At 70.4% G+C, this 16,207-nt stretch carries 17 protein-coding genes and 1 tRNA gene; 13 read left to right on the top strand and 5 right to left on the bottom strand.

Going from position 1 to position 16,207, the window contains the following annotated elements:
• The first annotated feature begins 74 nt into the window (after positions 1–74).
• From ACQF4J_RS24105 to ACQF4J_RS24090, 4 genes are all read left to right on the top strand, one after another.
• Entirely contained in the window at positions 75–260 is a 186-nt protein-coding gene (locus ACQF4J_RS24105; RefSeq protein ID WP_079078070.1) for a hypothetical protein, read from the top strand.
• A 240-nt stretch (positions 261–500) separates the two neighbouring features.
• Positions 501–1,031, top strand: coding sequence for a hypothetical protein (locus ACQF4J_RS24100; protein WP_351563644.1), 531 nt, complete (start codon positions 501–503; stop codon positions 1,029–1,031).
• Between the two features lie 38 nt (positions 1,032–1,069).
• Positions 1,070–1,495: a tRNA adenosine(34) deaminase TadA gene (tadA, locus tag ACQF4J_RS24095; protein ID WP_351563511.1), complete on the top strand. Its 426-nt coding sequence runs from the start codon at positions 1,070–1,072 to the stop codon at positions 1,493–1,495.
• 56 nt (positions 1,496–1,551) lie between these two features.
• A tRNA-Ser gene (locus tag ACQF4J_RS24090) sits at positions 1,552–1,636 on the top strand.
• 188 nt (positions 1,637–1,824) lie between these two features.
• Here the strand turns inward: ACQF4J_RS24090 and ACQF4J_RS24085 are convergent.
• Positions 1,825–2,319, bottom strand: coding sequence for a hypothetical protein (locus tag ACQF4J_RS24085; protein ID WP_351563509.1), 495 nt, complete (start codon positions 2,317–2,319; stop codon positions 1,825–1,827).
• 728 nt (positions 2,320–3,047) lie between these two features.
• Between ACQF4J_RS24085 and ACQF4J_RS24080 the strand changes: the two genes are divergently transcribed.
• The 5 genes from ACQF4J_RS24080 (at position 3,048) to ACQF4J_RS24060 (ending at position 6,531) form a co-directional block, all read left to right on the top strand.
• Positions 3,048–3,224, top strand: a complete 177-nt coding sequence (locus tag ACQF4J_RS24080) for a hypothetical protein (protein WP_174267419.1) — start codon at positions 3,048–3,050, stop codon at positions 3,222–3,224.
• Positions 3,225–3,250: 26 nt separating this feature from the next.
• The gene (locus ACQF4J_RS24075) at positions 3,251–3,544 is read left to right on the top strand and encodes a Dabb family protein (protein WP_427166788.1); all 294 of its coding nucleotides are present in this window, start codon (positions 3,251–3,253) and stop codon (positions 3,542–3,544) included.
• 176 nt (positions 3,545–3,720) lie between these two features.
• Positions 3,721–4,560 (top strand): RNA polymerase sigma factor SigF, encoded by an 840-nt coding sequence (locus tag ACQF4J_RS24070; RefSeq protein WP_351563505.1) that lies wholly within the window; start codon positions 3,721–3,723, stop codon positions 4,558–4,560.
• A gap of 317 nt (positions 4,561–4,877) precedes the next feature.
• On the top strand, positions 4,878–5,768 hold the full coding sequence (locus ACQF4J_RS24065; RefSeq protein WP_351563503.1) for an RNA polymerase sigma factor SigF: 891 nt from the start codon (positions 4,878–4,880) through the stop codon (positions 5,766–5,768).
• Between the two features lie 49 nt (positions 5,769–5,817).
• Positions 5,818–6,531, top strand: a complete 714-nt coding sequence (locus ACQF4J_RS24060; RefSeq protein ID WP_351802172.1) for a hypothetical protein — start codon at positions 5,818–5,820, stop codon at positions 6,529–6,531.
• 13 nt (positions 6,532–6,544) lie between these two features.
• On the opposite strand, the gene ACQF4J_RS24055 is transcribed toward ACQF4J_RS24060, so the two are convergent.
• Positions 6,545–6,742: a hypothetical protein gene (locus ACQF4J_RS24055; RefSeq protein WP_142153387.1), complete on the bottom strand. Its 198-nt coding sequence runs from the start codon at positions 6,740–6,742 to the stop codon at positions 6,545–6,547.
• Between the two features lie 194 nt (positions 6,743–6,936).
• Between ACQF4J_RS24055 and ACQF4J_RS24050 the strand changes: the two genes are divergently transcribed.
• The 4 genes from ACQF4J_RS24050 to ACQF4J_RS24035 all read left to right on the top strand — a co-directional run bounded on the left by ACQF4J_RS24050 (position 6,937) and on the right by ACQF4J_RS24035 (position 11,673).
• Positions 6,937–7,440: a MarR family winged helix-turn-helix transcriptional regulator gene (locus tag ACQF4J_RS24050; protein ID WP_351563499.1), complete on the top strand. Its 504-nt coding sequence runs from the start codon at positions 6,937–6,939 to the stop codon at positions 7,438–7,440.
• Between the two features lie 13 nt (positions 7,441–7,453).
• The gene (locus ACQF4J_RS24045) at positions 7,454–9,991 is read left to right on the top strand and encodes an MFS transporter (RefSeq protein ID WP_351563497.1); all 2,538 of its coding nucleotides are present in this window, start codon (positions 7,454–7,456) and stop codon (positions 9,989–9,991) included.
• 338 nt (positions 9,992–10,329) lie between these two features.
• The gene (locus tag ACQF4J_RS24040) at positions 10,330–11,151 is read left to right on the top strand and encodes a YceI family protein (RefSeq protein WP_351563492.1); all 822 of its coding nucleotides are present in this window, start codon (positions 10,330–10,332) and stop codon (positions 11,149–11,151) included.
• Positions 11,152–11,199: 48 nt separating this feature from the next.
• On the top strand, positions 11,200–11,673 hold the full coding sequence (locus ACQF4J_RS24035) for a PPOX class F420-dependent oxidoreductase (RefSeq protein WP_351563490.1): 474 nt from the start codon (positions 11,200–11,202) through the stop codon (positions 11,671–11,673).
• Here the strand turns inward: ACQF4J_RS24035 and ACQF4J_RS24030 are convergent.
• The 3 genes from ACQF4J_RS24030 to ACQF4J_RS24020 all read right to left on the bottom strand — a co-directional run bounded on the left by ACQF4J_RS24030 (position 11,670) and on the right by ACQF4J_RS24020 (position 16,206).
• A complete protein-coding gene (locus ACQF4J_RS24030) occupies positions 11,670–12,425 on the bottom strand; it encodes a TetR/AcrR family transcriptional regulator (RefSeq protein WP_351802176.1) in 756 nt (251 codons plus the stop codon). The two genes, ACQF4J_RS24035 and ACQF4J_RS24030, sit on opposite strands and share 4 nt — an antisense overlap.
• 81 nt (positions 12,426–12,506) lie before the next feature.
• A complete protein-coding gene (locus tag ACQF4J_RS24025) occupies positions 12,507–13,898 on the bottom strand; it encodes an MFS transporter (protein ID WP_427166787.1) in 1,392 nt (463 codons plus the stop codon).
• Between the two features lie 64 nt (positions 13,899–13,962).
• Positions 13,963–16,206: a glycosyltransferase family 39 protein gene (locus ACQF4J_RS24020; protein WP_427166786.1), complete on the bottom strand. Its 2,244-nt coding sequence runs from the start codon at positions 16,204–16,206 to the stop codon at positions 13,963–13,965.
• Position 16,207 lies beyond the last annotated feature (1 nt).

Genomic DNA, 16,207 nt, shown 5'->3' with positions numbered 1-16,207 from the left:
GGCGAACGCTCGCTCTGGCATCAAACCGCCCATCGGAGGGAAAGTGGGAGGGACGTGAACGGGGTGGTGAACCAATGCCTGAGCCTGAGTCCCGAGCGGACACGTCACAGCAGGAGACCGACGCCGAGCGAAGGCGGCGCCGGGCCCGGTTCCTGCGCGAGCTCGCGGAGGCCCGCGAACTGCGGGACCGGGTGCAGCCCCGCCGCGCCAAGGTCGCCCGCCTGCGTCACGCCATGCGCATGCGGACGTTCCGCTGGTAGCCGGGGGCCGTCGAGGGAGCCGAGTAGGGCAACCGGGTGCATGCGCCTCACGATTGCCGCGTACGATCCCGCTGGTGGTCGATCAAAACGAGCGGACACAGGGAGCCGAAGACGTCCCCTGAACGCATTGTTTCTGCCACGATTCCGAGTGGGTGGGGCTCGGAGCCAAGCTCTCTCCGCCCGAAACCTCCGCCGGGGGGACCCCCAACCGGCACGCCTATGACCAGTGGGAGAGTCACGGTGTACTTCGCCGCACTGCTCGCGCGCACCGAAGACGGGTGGGAAGCGAGCGACACAGAGCTCGACGATGTGGAAACCCTGTCGGATCTGGCCGATCTCGCCCGGGAGGCCTCGGCCGAGGACGACACGGTGCTCGTCCTGATCGAGCAGGAGGACGCCTGGTTCGGTGTCGTCCGCATCGATGGCGAGGACGACCCTCGTATCTACGTCTCGGACGCCGCCGCCGCTGCCCGCAGCAGTTACGGCGAGATCCTGCTCACCGACGAACTGCTCGGAAGGGAGCCCGGCGACGACGGCCCCGACCTCGACGCCCTCGACCTGGACGGGACCGAGGACGGCGAGGACGAGGACGACGACGGGGACGAGGAGAGCGGGTCCGCCGAGGCGGTGCCGCACAGCCCCGTCGGCGACGCCGAGATCCTCGACGACCTCGGCGTCGACGCCAAGGAGCTGCGCTCCCTGGACGCGGACGCCCTGACCGCGATCGCCGAGGCCCTGGGCGCCTCGGAGGTCCTGGAGACCGTCCGCTGACGGCGGCCGACCCCCTACGTGACCGCTGGCGGGCCGCGATGCGGCTCGCCCTGGCCGAGGCCGGGCGGGCCGGCGCCGACGTCCCCGTGGGCGCCGTCGTGCTGGCCCCGGACGGCACGACGGTCATCGGCGCCGGGCACAACGAACGCGAGGCCGGCGGCGACCCGACCGCGCACGCCGAGGTCCTGGCGATCCGGCGGGCCGCCGCCGGTCTCGGCCGGTGGCGGCTGACCGGCTGCACGCTCGTCGTCACCCTGGAGCCGTGCACGATGTGCGCCGGCGCGATCGTGCAGTCCCGCGTGGACCGGGTCGTCTACGGCGCCCGCGACGAGAAGGCCGGCGCGGCCGGCTCCGTCTGGGACGTCGTCCGCGACCGCCGGCTCAACCACCGCCCCGAGGTGATCGAGGGCGTGCTCGCCGAGGAGTGCGCCCGGCTGCTCACCGACTTCTTCCGGGCCCGCTGAAAGCCTTCCGAATACCGATTTCAAGGCATGGGCCACTGTGCTGTAGGGTCTCCCTCGGTAGCGTGTCCGAGCGGCCGAAGGAGCTCGCCTCGAAAGCGAGTGTGGCGCAAGTCACCGAGGGTTCAAATCCCTCCGCTACCGCAGATAGACGAAGGGTCCGGCGCATTGCGCCGGACCCTTCGTGCATCTCCGTCTCAGTCGGCCCGTACGAGCGCTCCGGCGGGCCCGCCGTCATCGTCGTCCGGCCCGCTGACAGTCAGCAGCGCCGGGTTCGACGGTCAAGAACCGTCGAACCCAATGTCACATGCGGAGACTGCGAGGTGAGGCGGTCAGGCCGCGCTCACACAAGCGTTGGCCTTGAGTGCCGCGCTGGTGGTGAGCACCGCGTTCAACGCCAGAGTGATCTGGTCCTGGTTGGGCGGGACGGTCGTCACCGCCGCGACCAGGGCCTTGAGGTCCTGCTGGAGCTGAAGAGCGAGAGCAGCACAGATCGGCGTCACCGGGGGCGTCGGGAGACACAGCTGAGCCTGGAGCTGGACGACCGTGGCCTGGGCCGCGGTGATTGCCGCCTGGGCCGCGACGACGTCGGGCGGCGTGGCGGCCAGAGCAGTCTGGGCGGCCTTCAGCTGCGTAGAAAGCTGAGCGCTCAGAACGGCGCAGGTCTGCGACCTGGCCCCCTGGGTCTTCACTTCCTGAACGACAGGGACATGGTTGGTGATCTGCGGGGTCGTGGCCGCTGTGGCTGCCGGGGCGAGAGCCATAGCCAGGGAGGTCAGGACCGCGGCCGACGCGACAGCGGAGCCGAAGCGCTTGAGGGATGGCATTCCGCGCCTTTCTCTGAGTGTGAATGAGGAGGTTTGGTGGGGATGTCCCCGTGTCCAGAAGGCCCCGCAACGTGATCGGCGGCAATCCAGCCATCCAGTTCGCCCCGGGCCGCAGGAGTCGCCAGGAGACCGTGATCAACAGAAAACCCCAGCTCAGAAGCGCGCGGAGCGCGAAATTCGTACCGCGGCGCCCATTACTGTGAATGAGTGGCCCGAAGGACAACCAGCATGGTGGGCCCAGACCTGCCGCCATCTCGCCGGGGAACGCGGCACGGCTGCCCCGGTCGGCGTCGAGCCGGTCGGCGAGGGCGCCGTAAGCACAGGTCACCGGGGGTTCAAATCCCTCCGCTACCGCTTGAGAAGGGCCCCGTCGAAAGACGGGGCCCTTCGTGCGTCCGGAAGCGGGACGGGGGACGGGGACGCGGGACGGGGGCGGGGGAGACGGCTTCGAGGGATGCGCCGTCTCCCCCGGCGGGGACCGGACCCTCAAGTGCGCGTCGCCGACGGGGGAGAACGGCGGTGCGCACCCCGCAGTGGGGTTCGGTCCCGAGCCCGGGATTCCTGCCAGATCCTTCGGGCTCGATTCCATCCTGCTCCCCGCCGCGCCCGCGCGGATGCGGCAAAGGCCCCGGGCAGGCGGGCCGTTGGTCCTTAAAGTCCGTGTGAAGTTACACTCACCGGCGGCAACAGGGGTCCCTAGCAGCACATCAGTCACAGGGGAGGCCGCGATGGCGGTGAACGCGAAGAAGATCGCCGTCTATGTGCTCGTGGTCTTCGCGCTCTACGTGATCATCACGGACCCGGCCAAGGCCGCCGACTACGTCCAGATAGCGTTCGAGGGCATCTCGGACGCCGCCAAGGCCATCGGCGACTTCTTCACCTGGCTCGCCGACGGAGCCAAGTGACCGACCGTCACGATTCAGGAGCGCACATGATCCGCCACCTCGTCCTCTTCAAGCTCGACGAGGGAGTCCGGCGCGACGACCCGCGTGTCGTGGAGGGCGTCGAGGCCTTCCGGTCGCTGGAGGGGAAGATCCCCGAGATCCGCTTCTGGGAGCTGGGCTGGAACCTCAGCGACCGGCCCATCGCCTACGACTTCGCCATCAACTCCGGCTTCGACGACCCGGACGCGCTGCGCCGCTACGTCGAGCACCCCGAGCACCAGACCGGCGTGGCCCTGTGGAAGGAGTTCGCCAGCTGGGTGATCGCCGACTACGAGTACTGAGCCGTCAGGCCCAGCGAGCCACCCCATCTGGAGCCCTCCGCCGGAACGGCGGGGGGCTTTCGTGTGTCAACACGGGATAACACGGAGTTATGCGGTGCTTGCACACAGTGCACATGTCTTGTGATGCTATGACCGCTTTTGACGGATGAGTTGACCGATGAAGACCGTTTGAAGAGGTGGCGTTGACCGTGTCGGCCAGTACTGCGCCTCCCCAGGAGGTCACGGAAGTCGCGCCGGCCGCTCCGCAGCGCAGCCGCGGCGCCGACACCCGGGCCCTGACCCAGGTGCTCTTCGCTCAGCTCAAGGAGCTCAGGCCGGGCACGCCCGAGCACAACCGGGTACGCGGAGCCCTGATCGAGGCCAACCTCCCGCTCGTGCGCTACGCCGCCGCCCGCTTCCGGTCCCGCAACGAGCCGATGGAGGACGTGATCCAGGTCGGCACCATCGGGCTCATCAACGCCATCGACCGCTTCGACCCGGACCGCGGCGTGCAGTTCCCGACCTTCGCGATGCCGACGGTCGTCGGCGAGATCAAGCGGTACTTCCGGGACAACGTACGGACCGTCCACGTACCGCGCCGGCTGCACGAGCTGTGGGTGCAGGTCAACAGCGCCACCGAGGACCTGACGACCTCCTTCGGGCGCACCCCGACCACGGCGGAGATCGCCGAGCGCCTGCGGATCTCCGAGGACGAGGTGCTGTCCTGCATCGAGGCCGGCCGCTCGTACCACGCGACCTCGCTGGAGGCCGCCCAGGAGGGCGACGGGCTGCCCGGACTGCTGGACCGGCTCGGCTACGAGGACCCGGCGCTGGACGGCGTGGAGCACCGCGATCTGGTCCGCCATCTCCTCGTCCAGCTCCCGGAACGCGAACAGCGAATCCTTCTGCTGCGCTACTACAGCAATCTCACCCAGTCGCAGATCAGCGCGGAACTCGGCGTCTCTCAGATGCACGTCTCGCGGCTACTCGCGCGTAGTTTCCAGCGGCTGCGTTCCGCGAATCGGATCGAGGCATAAGAGGCGCACGGGAGCACACCCGAGGACACGGCGGATCATCGCAGTTCGCAAGCAGGATCGAGCGGTAACCGGCGCGAGCGAATCGCTCATCGGCGCTCTTCCCGACAGTTCTCTGCAGAAAAACGCTCAGACCGCCTCTTTCCAGGGCCGATTCACCATTCTCATGTCGACATGTCACTACAGCGTGTTGCCGACATGTGACATTCTTCCGGCAGAGCGTTTGCCGTGGCTTCGGCTCCGGTATTCAGGTGAAGGCTGAACTCCTCGCCACGAGGCGAGGGTCGGCCGCGACCGTCCCGCGACCCAGAGGGGGTGGCATGTCCGCAGAACAGGGCAGCTCGAAGGTGCTCACGCTCACGAAGAGCGAGTCCGCGCCCGACGCCGTGCTCGACGACGTACCGGCTCTGGAGGCCCTGCCGGCCCCGGCTCTTCCGGCCTCCTCCGAGGCCATCGACACCCGCACCCTGTCCCGCTCCCTGTTCCTGCGGCTCGCCGCCCTGGACGTGAACAGCCCCGAGCGCGCCTACGTCCGGGACACGCTCATCGAGCTCAACCTCCCGCTCGTGCGGTACGCGGCGGCCCGCTTCCGCTCCCGCAACGAGCCGATGGAGGACATCGTCCAGGTCGGCACCATCGGCCTGATCAAGGCGATCGACCGCTTCGACTGCGAACGGGGCGTGGAGTTCCCCACGTTCGCGATGCCGACGGTCGTCGGTGAGATCAAGCGGTTCTTCCGCGACACCTCGTGGTCGGTGCGAGTCCCGCGCCGCCTGCAGGAGCTGCGTCTGGCCCTCACCAAGGCCAGCGACGAGCTCTCGCAGAAGCTGGACCGCTCCCCGACCGTGCCCGAACTCGCCGCCGTGCTGGGCGTGTCCGAGGAGGACGTGGTCGACGGCCTGGCGGTGGGCAACGCCTACACGGCGTCCTCGCTCGACTCGCCGGCCCCGGAGGACGACGGCGGCGAGGGCTCGCTGGCCGACCGGCTCGGCTACGAGGACAGCGCCCTGGAGGGCGTCGAGTACCGCGAGTCGCTCAAGCCGCTGCTGGCCAAACTCCCGCCCCGCGAGCGGCAGATCATCATGCTCCGCTTCTTCGCGAACATGACCCAGTCGCAGATCGGCGAGGAGGTCGGCATCTCCCAGATGCACGTCTCCCGGCTGCTGACCCGGACGCTGGCCCAGCTGCGCGAGGGCCTCATCTCGGACTGATCCCCTCGCGGGGGTTCCTCTTTGACGGAGTGTCAGCCACCATGGCGCGATGCTTCGTGGGACTCCTGGGTCGACGTGGACACCCGGCCGTCGAGGCGCCCTGATCGGCGCGTCGGCGGCCGTCGTCTGCCTCGGCGCGGCGCTGGCCGCGTGCGGGGGCGGCGGCGGAGGCGGCGGTTACGTGGCGACCGGAGCGGTGGGAGGCGCGCCCTCCGGTACGGCGGCGGAGCCGACGGGGAGTGTGACGCTGACGCCGCTGGACGGGCCGCGCAAGGAGAGCTGGGCACCGCCGGCCGCCGACGGCAACGCCCCTGCCGGCAAGGCGACTTCGCCCGGAGCCACGACTACGGCACCCGGCGCAGGCGCGAGTCCGTCGCGGGCGGGCGCCGAGTCCCGCCGTACGAACGGTCCTTCGCCCTCCGCCACAACGGCTCCCGCTACCACCGCGCCCCCCGGACCGGCCGCGCTGACCTGGTCCGATCCGAGCCGTGCGGCCACCGACAGGCGCTGGTGCGAGGACGTCACCCTGACCTTCGCCAACTCCGGCGGCACCGCGGTGCGTTCGGGCACGGTGACCTTCGGGACGCACGTCATCGGCGCGCTCGGCATCGACTGGGGGACCGTCACCTCGGACGTGGCGCTGCCGGCGCCGATCGGGGCCGGGGCGCGCAGGGAGAAGACCTGGACGGTGTGCGTCGACGCCTGGCGCGTGCCGCTGGGCATGCACATCGAGACGCGGGACGTCACCGTCCAGTGGAAGTGAGCTGTCGTACCGCTTACATGAGGGCGAGCCAGGCGACGGCGGCCACGACCGCCACGGCGACGACGATGCCGACGATGAGGCCGATGCGGGGGCCCGCCGGGGCGGCGGCCTGCTGCTGTCGGCCCTGCGGCCCCTCGTCCACGAACGCGCGGAACATCTGGGTGCTGCCGGCGGGGTCGTAGTTGCCCTGGGGGTTCTGGGGGTTTGCCATAGCCCGAGACCCTAGCGAATCCGCGGTTGTGGCCCAAGTGGGGGGCCGCACCCCGACAGGACGTTCCCCACCTGCGCGTTTACGTTCACAATACTTGCCTTTGCCAAGTTTTTATGCCGTCCCGCCCCCATATGTTTGCCTGCAGCAACCAACAACTCTTATGGTTGCCCTAAGCAACGAATGCGGGAGGTGTCATGGCCGAGCGGGCGCAGTACGAGGAGCTGGTGCGTCAGTTCAGCGCCTTCGGCGCCGTGAAACGGGAGCTCGGGCGGATCATGCCGTCCGACTGCCCGAGCGGCAGCGCCGCCGTGCTGACCCTGCTGGGCCGCTTCGGCGACATGCGCATGAGCAGGCTTGCCGAGCTGCTCGCCGTGGACATGTCGGTCACCAGCCGCCATGTCGCCCACCTCGCCGAGCGCGGCTGGATCGACCGCTCCCCCGACCCGACGGACAAGCGGTCCCGGATCGTGCACCTGACGCCGAAGGGCCGGGCCCAGCTGGAGCTGCTCTCCGAGCGGACCACGCAGCTGCTGGCCGACTGCCTGAGCGACTGGAGCGACGAGGAGGTCGCGCAGCTCACGCGACTCATGGCGCGGCTGCGCGCCAGCTTCGACGACAGCCGCGTCGCCGTACCGCCCCGGCTGCCGCCACCCGCATCCGAACTCGAAGCGACCACCCGTACACCCGCGAACACGTAAGAGAAGGAAGCCCATGGCAACGACCACACCAGCCGGTGTGCGGGCTCATGCCAAGCACGGGGGAGGCTCCGCCGAGCACGGCCCGATGACGCACCGGCAGATCATGGAGGCGCTCTCCGGTCTGCTGCTCGGCATGTTCGTGGCGATCCTGTCGTCGACGATCGTCTCCAACGCCCTGCCGCACATCATCAGCGACCTCGGCGGCGGCCAGTCCGCCTACACCTGGGTCGTCACCGCCGCCCTGCTGTCGATGACCGCGGCCACTCCCCTGTGGGGCAAGCTCGCCGACCTCTACAGCAAGAAGGCCCTCGTCCAGATAGCCCTGGTCATCTACGTCCTGGGCTCCATGGCGGCCGGCCTGTCGCAGAACTCCGGCATGCTGATCGCCTGCCGTGTCGTCCAGGGCATCGGTGTCGGCGGTCTGTCGGCCCTCGCCCAGATCGTCATGGCCGCGATGATCTCGCCGCGTGAGCGCGGCCGTTACTCCGGCTACCTCGGAGCCACCTTCGCCGTCGCCACCGTCGGCGGCCCGCTGCTCGGCGGTGTCATCACCGACACGTCGTGGCTGGGCTGGCGCTGGTGCTTCTACGTCGGCGTCCCCTTCGCCGTCATCGCGCTGATCGTGCTGCAGAAAACGCTGCACCTGCCCGTGGTCAAGCGGGAGGTCAAGGTCGACTGGGGCGGCGCCACCGCCATCGCCGCCGCCGTCTCGCTGCTGCTGGTCTGGGTCACCTTCGCCGGTGACAAGTACGACTGGCTGTCGTGGCAGACGTACAGCATGGTCGGCGGTTCGATCCTGCTCGGCGCGCTCTTCGTGCTGATCGAGTCCAGGGCGAGCGAGCCGATCATCCCGCTGCGCCTGTTCCGCAACCGCACCATCACCCTGGCGTCCCTGGCGTCGATGTTCGTCGGCATCGCGATGTTCGCGGGCACGGTGTTCTTCAGCCAGTACTTCCAGCTGGCCCGTGACAAGTCCCCGACGATGTCGGGTGTGCTGACCATCCCGATGATCGGCGGTCTGTTCGTCTCCTCCACCGTCTCCGGGCAGTTCATCACCCGCACCGGACGCTGGAAGGCCTGGCTGGTCAGCGGTGGCGTCCTGGTGACGGCCGGTCTGGGCCTGCTCGGCACCATCCGGTACGACACGGCCTACTGGAAGATGTCGATCTTCATGGCCCTGCTGGGTCTCGGCATCGGCATGATGATGCAGAACCTGGTGCTGTGCACGCAGAACCAGGTCGACCCGAGCGACCTCGGCTCGGCCAGCTCCACGGTCACCTTCTTCCGGTCCCTCGGCGGTGCGGTCGGCGTCTCCGCCCTCGGCGCGGTGATGGCCCACCGGATCACGCACTACGTCAAGGACGGCGTCGCCGCCCTCGACCCGCAGTACCGGGCCGCGCTGGCGGGCTCGAGCTCGTCCACGGACACCATTCCGGACATGGACAAGCTGCCGGCCCCCATCCGCACCCTCATGGAGAGCGCCTACGGCCACGGCATCGCCGACGTCTTCATGATCGCCGGTGCCCTCGCGGCCATCGCGTTCCTGATCACCCTGTTCATCAAGGAGGTCCCGCTGCGGACCAAGGGCGCCCTGGCGCAGGCCGCGAGCGCGGCGGAGACCCCGGCCGACGCGGAGGCCGCCCCGGTCGCCGCCGAGGCTCCCGCCGCTCCCGCCGCCGAGCACGTCCCGAGCTGGGCCGTGGCCGCCGACACGGAGACCGCCGATGAGGGCACGCAGCGGCTCGCCGCCGTGGCGACCATCGCGCGGCCCGAGGAGCCGGCCGGGTCCGGCGGCATCGCGGTGCGCGGCTTCGTGCGCGGCAACGAGAGTGCGCCCGTCCCGCAGGCCGCCGTCACCCTGATCTCGCTGGCCGGGCGGCAGCTGGGCCGGTCGGTGACGCAGGCCGACGGCTCCTACGCCGTGGACGCGCCGAGCGTCGGCTCCTACGTCCTGATCGCCGCCGCCGACGGGTTCCAGCCGCAGGCCTCCACCGTCGTGGTGAACGGCGAGCCGGTCTCGTACGACGTCCTGCTCAGCGGCACCAGCGGGCTGAGCGGTGTCGTGCGGGCCGCCGAGGGCGCACTGCCCGTCAAGGACGCGATGGTCATCGTGACCGATGTGCGCGGGGATCTGCTGGCCACCGGCAACACCGGCGAGCAGGGCGAGTTCTCCTTCGCGGAGCTGGTGCCGGGTGCCGTGACCGTCGCGGTGAACGCAGCCGGGTTCCGGCCGCGCGCGCTGCCCGTCGAGGTCGGCGGCACCGGGGTCACCCGGATCGAGATCGACCTGGACTCCGGGGCCCAGCTCCAGGGCGTCGTCCGGGCGCCGCACGGACCGCTGGCCGACGCACGGGTCACCCTCGTGGACGCGGCCGGCAACGTGGTCGGAACCGCCACCACCGGGCCGGACGGGGCGTACGCCTTCACCGACCTGAACAGCGGCGAGTACACGGTCATCGCGACGGGCTACCCGCCGGTCGCCACCGCGCTCACCGTGAACGGCCGTGGCGTCGACGACCACGACATCGAACTGGCCCACCCGGCCGAGTAGGGCCTGCTCGGCCGGCCGGGCCGACCTCGACGGACGGCGCATCTCGTCGCCGGTGAGCGGAGTCTGGTGCGTGCGGCTGCGAGGCGGAGGAGAGAGTCGACGCGATGGGGGTCCCCCCGCTCGAGCGAAGCCGAGAGTGGGGGGAGTCGGCGACCGACGACAACGCCGCAGACGAGCGTGCCAGACCCCGCGGCCCAGACCAGGTTCGCCGAGCAGGTCCTACGTTCGATACCACCCCGGCCCGTGGCGGACGGTGTGCGCGCCTTTGACGGAGGTGCGCGGCCGGTGCCACGGGCCGGTTTCTTTGAGACCACTTTGCACCGCAGGGAGAAAACGGGATGGGACTGAGCGCGAGGATCCGGACGCGGGACGGATGGGCCGTGTCGCACGCGGTCGTCACGGTGACCGACATGACCGGTACGCAGGTGCTGCGCGCCGAGGCGGACGCCGAGGGGGCCGTGCGGGACACGACGACGCTGGCGCCCGGGCCGTACGTCGTGATCGTCACCGCCGTCGGGTACGCGCCCGCCGCCTCCACGGCGATCGTCACCGCGAGTGGCCGGGCCGAGCTGGGCGCGGTGACGCTGGCGCGGCAGGGCGGCACCGAGCTGCCGCCGCCCGGCCCGTGGACCGTCGACCCGGCGCACTCGTCCGTGGCCGCGGTCGCCCAGCACCTGGGCATCTCCAGCGTGCGCGGACGTTTCACCGACTTCTCGGCGCGGATCGAGATCGCCCCGGACGAGGTGGAGAAGTCCAGCGTGGAGGCGGTGATCCGGGCCGCGTCCATCGACACGGGCAACGGCATGCGCGACGACCACCTGCGCTCCCCGGACTTCCTGGACGTGGAGCGCTTCCCGGAGATCACCTACCGGTCGACGGGTCTGACGGCGGCCGGTTCGGACCGCTGGACGGTGCACGGGGAGCTGACGCTGCACGGGGTCGTCCGGCCGGTCGACCTGAACCTGGCCTACCTGGGCACGGGCGCCGACCCGTGGGGCGGGACTCGGGCCGCCTTCCGGGCCACGACCGAGCTGCGGCGCGAGGACTTCGCCATGAACTACAACCAGGTGGTACAGGCGGGCATCGCGGCGATCGGCACGACGCTGAAGGTGGAACTGGACGTCCAGGCGGTACAGGGCGAGTCCCTGCCGCAAGGGTAGGCACGGCGAGGACAGGCTGAGCGGGGGCGGGACGCCTAGGCTGGCGGCATGGCACCGAACATCGCTACGAACACGTCCGTCTCCCTAGACGAGTTGCTGGACTTCGTACGGCCCCGGCATCGCGCGATCCTGTTGACGCGGCGGGCCGACGGCGGGCCGCAGGCCTCGCCGTTGACCTGTGGTGTGGACGACTCGGGGCGGATCGTCGTCTCGACGTACCCCGAGCGGGCCAAGACGCGCAACGCCAAGCGGGACGACCGGGTCAGCCTCGTCGTCCTGAGCGACGACTGGAACGGGCCGTGGGTCCAGGTCGACGGCACGGCCGAGGTCATCGACGCGCCGGAGTCCGTCGAGCCCCTGGTGGAGTACTACCGCAACATCGCCGGCGAGCACCCGGACTGGGACGAGTACCGGGAGGCGATGCTGAAGCAGGGCAAGTCGATCATCCGGGTCACGCCGGAGAGGTGGGGCCCGGTCGCGACCGGCGGTTTCCCGGCCCGACTGGCCTCGCCGGACGCCTAGGGCCGTTCCACCATCGCCTCGATCCCGGCCACCAGCAGGTCCAGGGCGAAGGTGAAGTCCCGGTCCCGCATCTCCTCTACCGTGTCACCGCCGCGGGCCGCCATGATCTCCTCGTTCTCCTTGACGATCTCGGCGGCCTCCGGGGACCGCGTCACCGCGCTCATCGCGTGCCGGAAGTACTCGTCCTGGGTCATGCCGGCGGTGGCGCAGCGAGCGATGAAGTGGCCCTCGATGGTGCCGAAGCCGTACACGAACTGGAAGACGGCGGAGATGGCGCCCGTGAGACCGGGCACGGGCAGGCCCGTCTTCCGGATCACCTGCTGGACGACCCGGGAGAAGGCGAGGGAGTTCGGGCCGATGTTGAGGAACGTGCCGGCCAGCGGGGACAGCCAGGGGTGGCGGACCAGGAGGGAGCGGTACTCCCTTGCCAGCATGCGCAGTTGGTCCCGCCAGTCCTCATCGGCCTCCGGATCGGGCAGGATCAGCTCGCCGAAGGCCGCGTCGAGGGCGAGTTCGAGGAGGTCGTCCTTGGTGTCCACGTACCAGTAGACGGACATCGCGGTGACGTTCAGCTCCGCGGCCAGCCGGCGCATGGAGAACTTGGCCAGTCCCTCGGCGTCCAGGAGACGGACGGTGGCCTCGGTGATGCGGTCGCGGTCGAGGCCGGAGGGCTGGCCGCCGCGACCGCCTCGGCGCACCTTGCCCTCCAGCCAGACGCTGGTCCGCGCCGCACGCTCAGCCGCCTTCACCATGGCGCACCTTCCTCGATCTTCCGGTCAATGATCAGCATGCCAGCAGGCAGCCGACCCGGAGGGGCGCGGGTCTCCACCCGGCTAGTGGGCAACAGCCATCTCCGAGTCTGCCCGCTGAGCCCGTCGCAGCAACGCCGCGGCCAGGAACCCGCCCAGCAGCACGGCCACGGCCCCCACCAACTGCCCGGCCCGCAGGCCCTCCACCAGCCCTCCGGAGGAACTGAGCACGGCCCCGAGCACCGCGACCCCCAGCCCGTTCCCGAACTCCGCCAGCGTTCCGTTGATCCCGGCCCCCACCCCCGCCTTCTCCGGCGGGATCGAGCTCATGATCGCGTGTGCCATGGCCGGGTTGGCGATCGCGCAGCCCGCACCGATCAGCAGCAGCCCCACCAGAGTCCCGGCGTAACCCCCGGCATCCAGCAGGGCGATGGCGACCAGTCCGCCCGCCATCAGCACCATCCCCGACGCGATGGACACCGGTGTGCCGAGCCTGGCCGACCACTTCGCCGTCAGTCCCGAGAAGTTGAGCGCGACGACGGTGAGCGCGAGCGGCGCCGTACGCAGGCCCGCTTCGAGGGGGCCGTATCCGAGGACGAGTTGCAGGTGCTGGGTGAGCAGGAACAGCGCCCCGCCCATGCCGAAGGTGATCAGCACGGCTCCGGTGACCGCTCCGGTGAACCGGCGGTCGCGGAAGAAGTGCGGGTCGAGCATGGGGTACGGGATCCGGCTCTCCCGGTACGCGAAGGCGCCCAGGACCAGGACCGCGACGGCCGCCGTCGACAGCACCCGCCCGGACGTCCACCCGTGCCCGGGACCGGAGATGATCGCGAACACCAGCGAGGCCATGCCGATCGTGGAGAGCAGCGCGCCCAGGACGTCGGGGCGGTCGCCGCGGGGACTCCTGGACTCCGGTACCAGGACCACCACGGCCACCACGGCCGGCGCCACCACCGGCAGGTTGACCAGGAAGACCGCTCCCCACCGGAAGTGGTCGAGCAGGAAACCGCCGAGCAGCGGCCCCGCCGCGAAGCCCAGCGCGTTGACCGCCGCCCAGATGCCGATCGCCCTGGGCTGCTCCTCGGGCGGGAAGATCTGCATGGCGACGGCGAGGGTGGTGGTCAGCAGCAGCGCGCCGCCCACGCCCATGCCCGCCCGCGCCGCGATCAGCGGGCCGGTGCCGTCCGCGAGGCCGGCGGCCAGCGAGCCGATGCCGAACAGGACGAGGCCGACGACCAGCATCTTCCTGCGGCCGTAGCGGTCCGCCGCGCTGCCGGCCGTGAGCAGCAGGCCGGACTGGACGAGCGAGTACGCGTTGATCATCCACTGGATGTCGGAGGTGTCGGCGCCCAGTTGCCGGGTGAGGGAGGGGATGGCCACGTTCAGGACGGTGTTGTCGAGCAGCACGGTCAGCTGCGCGAGACAGATGACGCCGAGGATCAGCCAGCGTTGGGGGTGACCCGGGGAAGCGGACATGCTGTACACCGTATAGTTATCGCTATACGGTGTACAGCAGTGCGGTGTACGGCAGTGTTCGGGGTCAGCCGCTCGCCTTCTGCGTCAGGTCGTAGAAGGTGGCCGAACCCGCCGTCACCTTCTTGAAGGTCTTCTCGACCCAGGAGGTGATCTGCGAGGACGTGCCGCTGCTGCTGCCGCCCATGCCGCCGCCGGTGCCGGACGAGATGAAGTAGTGGATCCTTCCTTCCTCCACGTACTTCTTGAACTGGGCCAGCGTCGGGGACGGGTCGGTGCCGTTGAAGCCGCCGATCGCCATCACCGGCTCGCCGGTGGAGAGCTGGTAGCTCGCCGCGTTCTGGGCTCCGATGGCCGCCGCGACCCAGGTGTACCTGGACGCGTCGGTCTCCAGCAGCTTCTTGGCCTGGGAGGACACGCTCGCGCCGTTCAGCAGGCCGCCGACGCCACCGCCGCCGCCCATGCCGCCGCCGTCGCCCATCCGGCCGCCGCCCGGGAAGCCGTTGCCGTTCCGCTGGTTCTGGGTGCTGCCGTTGCCGTTCTGCTGGTTCTGGCCCGGCATCCCGTCACCGGGGAAACCGTTCCCGTTCTGCTGGCCCCGTTGGCCTTGCTGGCCCTGCTGGCCCGGCATGCCACCGCCGCCGAAGCCGCCGCGCATGCCGCCACCGCCGCCGGGGCCGCCGCCCATCATGCTCGCGCCGGCCGGGCCGGCCGTCACGATGGAACCGGTGTGGCCCGTCTGCAGGGTGCTGAGGGTGTACGCCGTCGGGCCGGCCAGCGAGGCCGCCAGGCCCACGGCCGCCGCCCCGAGGGCGAGTTGCCGGCCGACGCGGCCCGCGAAGATCAGGCCGAGCGCGGCGGTCAGACCGCCGACGAGGATCAGGTACTTCAGCCAGGGGAGGTAGGTGGAGGTGCGGTTGAGCAGGACGTAGCTCCAGACCGCGCTCGCCACGACCGCGCCGGCGAGGGTGAGCGAGGCCCACATCTCGGTCCGCTTCTCCCACAGGATCCCGGCGCCCATGCCGATCACGGCCGCCATGTAGGGGGCGAGGGCCACGGTGTAGTACTGGTGGAAGATGCCCGCCATGTAGCTGAAGACGATCGTCGTCATCAGCAGCGAGCCGCCCCATACCAGGAACGAGGCGCGGGTCACGGAGGTCCGCTTCAGCTTCCGCGTCGCCACCAGACCGCCGACCAGCAGGATCAGCGCGGCCGGGAGCAGCCAGGAGATCTGGCCGCCGACCTCGGAGTTGAACATGCGGTTCCAGCCGGTGGCGCCCCACATCCCGGTGCCGCCGCCTCCGCCACCGCCGCCGACGCTGCCGGTCTCGTCGCCGCTGAGGCGGCCGAGGCCGTTGTAGCCGAAGGTCAGCTCCAGGAAGCTGTTGTTCTGCGAGCCGCCGATGTACGGGCGGGACGACGCCGGCCACAGCTCGACGATCGCCACCCACCAGCCGCCGGAGACCACCAACGCGGCTGTGGCGGCGGCAAGTTGACCGAGGCGCTTCTTCAGCGACACCGGCGCGCAGACCGCGTACACGATCGCCAGCGGCGGCAGGATCAGGAAGGCCTGCAGGGTCTTGGCGAGGAACGCGAAGCCGATCGCGACACCGGCCCACAGCAGCCACTTGGTCCGGCCGTCCTCGACACCGCGGACCACGAAGTAGCAGGCGAGCGCCATCAGCAGCGCCAGCATCGCGTCCGGGTTGTTGAACCGGAACATCAGTGCCGCGACGGGAGTGAGCGCGAGCACCGCGCCCGCGATCAGACCGGCCCCGGGGCTGAACCGGCGTCGTACGGCCGCGTACACGACGGCGACCGCGCCGACGCCCATCAGGACCTCGGGGACCAGGATCGCCCAGGAGCCGAGACCGAAGACGCGCACCGACAGTTCCATCGGCCACAGGGAGGCCGGGGGCTTGTCGACGGTGATGGCGTTGCCCGCGTCCAGCGACCCGAAGAAGAAGGCCTTCCAGGACTTGCTGCCGGCCTGGACGGCAGCCGAGTAGAAGGAGTTGGCGTAGCCGGAGGCGCTCAGGTTGTACAGGTAGAGCAGACCGGTGGCGAGGAGCAGGCCCCAGAAGGCCGGGCGGGCCCAGCGGGGGTCCTCGGGTCGGCCCCTCCACAGTCTGTGGACGAAGGGCTGCTTCGGCTCGCCGGCCCCGGGGGCCGGGGCGGCCGGCGGAGCCACGGGCTCCCGCACGGCCGACGGCGTCACGGGCTCCCGTACCGCCGTCGTCGGTTCCGGACCCCAGGAGGAGGGACCGGGGTCGCCCTCCTGGTGGGTCGGCCGGTGGTCATGGATGGTCATC

Source organism: Streptomyces sp. C1-1 (assembly GCF_050214755.1).
Taxonomy (GTDB): domain Bacteria; phylum Actinomycetota; class Actinomycetes; order Streptomycetales; family Streptomycetaceae; genus Streptomyces.
The sequence above is the reverse complement of the archived record's forward strand: the minus strand, read 5'-3'. Positions and strand labels throughout refer to the sequence as shown.